A 5,771-nucleotide genomic window follows, 5' to 3' on the forward strand; every position below is an offset into this window, starting at 1 on the left:
CAAAGGGCCGCGTTTCTTGGCTATTTTTACTGTGTTGTAGACTATTTGTGGAGAATAACTAAACGGCATAGCCTCCACCTTGTCAAAATAGCCAATAAACTGCTGCAAAAACAACCGTGAAAGATCAACAGCCCCTAGTCACGCTCATACAGGGTATGGCGTGACTGTTGATAGTGACTGCTTATCCAAATTCACCACTAACATAGCCTTGAGTTCGCTTGTCGATTGGTTGATTGAATATTTGATTGGTTTCACCGTGTTCGACCAACTCACCCATCCAGAAGAAAGCGGTTTTATCTGAGATCCGCTTAGCCTGGTTCATTGAATGGGTCACGATTACTATGGTGAACTTCTGTCGCAGCTCGTCCATCAACTCCTCAATTTTATGGGTGGCAATGGGGTCGAGTGCACTGGTGGGTTCATCCATCAATATCACTTCTGGTTTCATTGCAATCGTACGGGCGATGCAAAGCCTTTGCTGCTGTCCACCTGATAATCCTTGGCCTGGCGAGTCAAGTCTGTCTTTAACTTCATCCCATAATGCAGCGCTGCTTAGTGCTTCCTCGACAGCATCATCTAATACTTTTTTGTCTTTCACTCCTTGAGCTTTGAGCCCAAAGGCCACGTTTTCATAGATGCTCATTGGAAAAGGATTGGGCTTTTGAAAGACCATCCCAACTCGCATTCTGAGTTGCTTAACGTCGACGTCTTGATAGATGTTGTCACCTTCAAACATCACGTCACCCTCTATCTTTACGCCAGCGACTAAGTCATTCATACGGTTTAAGGTGCGAAGCAGTGTTGATTTTCCGCAGCCTGACGGGCCAATTAATGCAGTAACCTGGCGTGAAGGTATAGGTAGTGAGATATCTTTTAGCGCATGATTATCGCCATAAAATAGATTTAAGTTGTTCACTTCTAGCTTATTCATTGGGATAACCTTTTAATGTTTGTTCATGCGTGTAGCAATTAGTTTTGTTGTCATGTTGAGAAGTAACACCAACACTATCAGCACGGTAGCTGTTGCGTAGGCTTGATCCCATTCATGCTGAGTAAATAGCTCTTGAGTTAGCTTATACAGGTGAACGGTTAAGGTTCGGCCTGAATCGAGCACTGACTCTGGGATCTGAGTTACCATACCTGCTGTTAAAAATACTGGCGCAGACTCGCCAATCACTCGACCGGTACTTAAGATTATTGAGGTGACAATGCCGGGCAAAGCACTTGGCAAAATGAGGCGGTATATCGTATAGATTTTGGAGCTGCCAAGGGCGTATCCACCTTCACGGTAGCTCATTGGTACAGCCAGCAATGCTTCTTCGGTTGTACGAATGATTACCGGCAATATCAACATTGCCAAAGTTAATGACCCTGAAAGGATTGAGAAGCCTAATCCTAGGGTGGTGACGAAGAATGTCATGCCAAATAGACCGTAAACAATCGAGGGGATCCCTGCGAGTGACTCGGTACAGAAACGAATGGTTTTAACGACTTTACTGCCAGGTGCGGCATATTCAGTTAAGTATATGGCGGTCATGATGCCGATTGGGGCTGCAATGGCGAGTGACAATCCCACCATATAAACCGTAGAAACGATCATGGCCCAAATGCCAGAAGCTTCGCCTATGCGGGTATATGCACCAGTAATGAACTCCCAACTAACGTGTGCTAAACCGTTACTTAAAATATGCCAAACAACCCAAAGTAAAAACATGATGGTGATGGCGGCAGCGCTCCAGATTGCTGCAAATAGCAGTTTGTCTTGTCGCTCTCTATTAAAAATACGCTTATCTTGAAGCATTAGTAGCTCCTCTTACGGTTTAGGTATAACAAGCTGGCGTTAAGTAACACAATGAATACCAACAGGACGATGCCTGTAGAGTAGAGTGCGCTAGAGTGGATACCTGTGGCATAAGACATCTCCATCGCAATGTTAGCGGTTAATGTTCTAGCGGGCTCAAGTATAGAGCCAGGCATTGCAGGGGCATTTCCCATTACCATAATGATGGCCATGGTCTCGCCGATAGCGCGGGCGATACCTAGCGCCACTCCGGTAAATATGCCACTACGTGCAGCAGGAATAAGCACTTTAAATATGCTGTAAATATGCGATGCACCAAGTGCTAGTGCTCCCTCCTTATATACTGGAGGTAATGCTCGTAATGAAGTTTCTGAAATGGTTATCACTGTTGGCAATATCATGATTGCCAGTACAATTATCCCAGCTAGAATAGTGTTACCAGCAGGGATATTAAATAGGGTTTCGATAGCAGGGACGATTATCACTAGGCCGAAAAAGCCATACACCACAGAAGGTATACCGGCTAACAGCTCGACAGCTGGACGCACAATGTTGGCCAGCCATTTAGGTGCCAATTCTGCTAAAAACACAGCCGTTAAAATCGCGATAGGGACACCAATTACCACAGCGCCAGCTGTTGATATCAGGGTCGACACTATCATTGGGAATATGCCGTAAAGAGCTGGTGGTAACCACTCTCGACCTAATACTAGGTTGACGATGCCCGCTTCTTTAAAAGCGGGTAGCCCTTCTTGAAATACAAACCACCCGATAGTGGCCACAGAGATTACACCTACCATGGCGCTTGCTAAGAAAAGTAGATGGAAAAATACTTCTTTCCAATCAAAGTTCTTTGCTGGGGCGAGTTGCATTCCTTGCGCTCGGGCTTTACTGGCTGTGTTCATCGCTTTGTCTCGACATATTGCGGCTGACGCTAAATGGAATAAACAAAGAGAAGCTTGCGCTTCTCTTTGTTTATAGTTGATGATTATTGAACGCGGATATAACCTTCGCTTGCGACGATTCCTTGGCCATCAGCAGACATAATATATTCAATGAAATCTTGTGCTGTGCTTGGGGCATTTTTATCCATTAACACAATAAATGGACGTGCAATTTGGTAGTCGCCTGCAGCGATGTTGTCATCTGTCGCGGCAACACCATCAACATCGATAGCGCGCAAACTGTCATCAACACTACCTAATGAGATATAGCCAATAGCGTATGGGTTGTTTGCGACAATAGTTTTTATCATACCGTTGCCATTACCCACTTGAGCGGTAGGGATGATTGCTGTCACCTTGTGGCCGTTAATCGTACGCTGCAGTTTCATTATCTCTTCAAAAGCCCCACGAGTACCTGAACCATTTTCTCGGGTAACCACAACGATTGGACGAGACTCTCCGCCAACCTCACTCCAGTTCTTGATTTCGCCACGATAGATCTTTGCAATTTGCTCTTGGGTTAAGTTCTTTACTGGATTAGCATTATTTACTGCAGCTGCAATGCCATCTCTTGCGATAACGATCTCTTTGGTATCGCTGTTCAATTCGCTCTGTTTCACGTTACGAGATGACATGCCTATCATGCTGGTGCCATCTTTTGCTGCACGAATGCCGGCTGAAGAACCAGTGCTCTGTACTTCAACATTTTTGTTCGATACGTTTTGATAGTTTTCTGCCAGTACTTCCATGACGTGGGCAACAGAGGTTGAGCCTGATACTGTAACAGTACCCGCTAAAACCTGCGGCGATGCCATCAAACCTACAGCAGTTAATAAGCCAATAACTTTTTTCATCACTTTTCCTACTCTGTTTTAAGTTGTCTAAATACGAAACCAAATTAGTGCCTCACTGAAGGCGAGTGCATTAAGACAGAGGAATATGACAGTTAAGTGACAGTGTTTTATGGCAAAAGAATATTGCCAGCTGGTGGATATTGGCATTACTTGAGTAAAATAGACGGACTTTGCAAAATGAATAAAATTTAAGAGTCGATTTCTTAAATCAATAAATTGTTAGGCCTTTGCGCTGTGACGGTCGTTTTACGTGATTTTTTGCGGCTAAGTAAACATGGTGGGGTGGGGGGTTCATCTGCGGTTAAGATTGAATTAACAATTGAGGGGGCTTTTTGTAGTATATTTAGTGCTAAAGAACACTAGATAAACTTATTATTAAACTTTTGTGACAGTCTCTTTTTTACCCTAACTTGTTTTGTTTACTCTCTTTCCTAGATCGTTATATAACTAGGCTAAGCTTCATAAACTGTTTACGCCCGGTAGCATCACTTTTAAACATTTTACTTAAGGATATTTTATGACCACTGAAATGATCATGATTGGTATGTCTATTTTGATCGTGGTTGGAATATTACTGCATCACCCCTCAAGAACCTTAGGTATTCCTTCGTTGCTTATTTTTATGGGAGTGGGCTTACTGTTAGGTAATGGAGAGTTTAACTTTGTTTACGATGATTTAGACAAAACGGCCTGGATAGGCGGTTTAGCACTGAATATGATTGTGTTTGTTGGTGGTATCAATACCTCAACTGACAAGATAAAAGTAGCTTATAAAGAGGGAGGGGTTTTGGCCTCTTTTGGGGTGCTGTTTACCACCCTGTTTTTCGCGGTAATTCTATATTGGTTATTAGATTTTGATTTTATCATTTGTTTGCTATTTGCTGCCATTGTGTCATCAACTGATGCCGCTGCGGTATTCTCTATACTTGAATCTAAAAAGCTCAAACTAAAAGAGCAAACCGATACCGTATTGGAATTTGAATCAGCGACTAACGACCCGGTAGCTATGCTACTGGTTATTTTCTTAACCGATATGGCACTGTCTACGAGTAAGAGTGTTGTGGCATCCGAGATAGCTTTAGAGCTGGTGACCCAAATAGGTGTCGCTATGATAGTTGGTTTCGGTATTGCTAAGGTGGCCGTATGGTTATTGAACCGTATACACCTATCTGAATTTGGCCTCATTCCGGTGTTTGTGTTAGCTAGCTTTATTATTGCGACTTATGGTGCAGAAGTTCTTGGGGGTAATATTTTATTGGCCTCATACATTGCTGGTGTAGTGATTGGTAATGGGATTAAACGAGGGCAATTAGTTAATCAGCACTTCTTTAATAGCTTATCTTGGTTAGCGCAAGCGTTGATGTTTATTGTGTTGGGCTTACAGATCTTCCCTCAGTCATTAGCGGGAGTATTTATGAGCTCTCTATTACCAGCAATTTTATTAATACTGGTGGCTAGGCCTTTAGCTGTACAGATCTGTTACTTACCTTTTGTTAAAGCAAGCTGGAAAAAGCGACTATTTATCTCATCTATTGGTTTAAAAGGAGCAACTCCTATTGTATTTGCACTGATCCCCGCTGCTGCAGGCGTTCCTGGCGCGCTTGATATCGTGCATATGGTGTTCTTTATCGTATTGTTCTCGGTGTTTATCCAGGGGGGAGCGATTGCGCCACTGGCAAATAAACTCGGCTTGAATAACGCTGACAAAGACTAAGAGGGTATCAATTAGTTATACAGTAGCGTTTTGTAGGGCATTTTTAGACTCAATGCCTTTCCATACTTTTTCATGGAAATAGAAAACAACAGTGTTTACTGCAGGCTCTATTAAAGCAACTGCACCACCAATAACAATACTACCGGTTAATAGATAAGTAATCGTGAATGCAACGCTAAAGTGAAGAATCGCAAAAGTTATTGTCTTAGTCATAAACGAGCTCCTTTAAAAGTTACATAGATGATAACGATTATCATTTGCGTTTGAAAGGGGTTTATATAGATGACTTTGATTGGACTATTCGATTGGAAAGATAAATTGGTTATAAACCCATCAATAAAATTAATGTATTGATGGGTTTACGCGAACTTTATACCAACCAGTATAAGAAGTTGATCTACTCAGAGCGTTTTTGGCAAGCTAGTTCAAGGCAGGCTAATTCAAAGTGAGTAATGACA

At 42.6% G+C, this 5,771-nt stretch carries 6 protein-coding genes; 1 reads left to right on the forward strand and 5 read right to left on the reverse strand.

Going from position 1 to position 5,771, the window contains the following annotated elements; genetic code table 11:
* Window positions 1–181 precede the first annotated feature (181 nt).
* The 4 genes from pstB to AB4238_RS00440 all read right to left on the reverse strand — a co-directional run bounded on the left by pstB (window position 182) and on the right by AB4238_RS00440 (window position 3,599).
* Window positions 182–931, reverse strand: a complete 750-nt coding sequence (gene pstB, locus AB4238_RS00425) for a phosphate ABC transporter ATP-binding protein PstB (protein WP_371994812.1) — start codon at window positions 929–931, stop codon at window positions 182–184.
* 12 nt (window positions 932–943) lie between these two features.
* Window positions 944–1,801, reverse strand: coding sequence for a phosphate ABC transporter permease PstA (pstA, locus tag AB4238_RS00430; protein WP_372030591.1), 858 nt, complete (start codon window positions 1,799–1,801; stop codon window positions 944–946).
* On the reverse strand, window positions 1,801–2,706 hold the full coding sequence (pstC, locus tag AB4238_RS00435) for a phosphate ABC transporter permease subunit PstC (RefSeq protein ID WP_372030592.1): 906 nt from the start codon (window positions 2,704–2,706) through the stop codon (window positions 1,801–1,803). Before pstC ends, pstA begins: the two co-directional genes overlap by 1 nt.
* An 83-nt stretch (window positions 2,707–2,789) precedes the next feature.
* A complete protein-coding gene (locus AB4238_RS00440) occupies window positions 2,790–3,599 on the reverse strand; it encodes a phosphate ABC transporter substrate-binding protein (protein WP_372030593.1) in 810 nt (269 codons plus the stop codon).
* 517 nt (window positions 3,600–4,116) lie between these two features.
* On the opposite strand from AB4238_RS00440, the gene AB4238_RS00445 reads away from it, so the two are divergent.
* Complete coding sequence (locus AB4238_RS00445; RefSeq protein WP_372030594.1) at window positions 4,117–5,313, forward strand: potassium/proton antiporter; 1,197 nt, start codon at window positions 4,117–4,119, stop codon at window positions 5,311–5,313.
* Window positions 5,314–5,328: 15 nt separating this feature from the next.
* On the opposite strand, the gene AB4238_RS00450 is transcribed toward AB4238_RS00445, so the two are convergent.
* Entirely contained in the window at window positions 5,329–5,526 is a 198-nt protein-coding gene (locus AB4238_RS00450) for a DUF2061 domain-containing protein (protein ID WP_372030595.1), read from the reverse strand.
* Window positions 5,527–5,771: the final 245 nt, after the last annotated feature.

Source organism: Shewanella sp. 10N.286.45.A1 (assembly GCF_041470405.1).
In the GTDB taxonomy this organism is placed as follows: domain Bacteria; phylum Pseudomonadota; class Gammaproteobacteria; order Enterobacterales; family Shewanellaceae; genus Shewanella.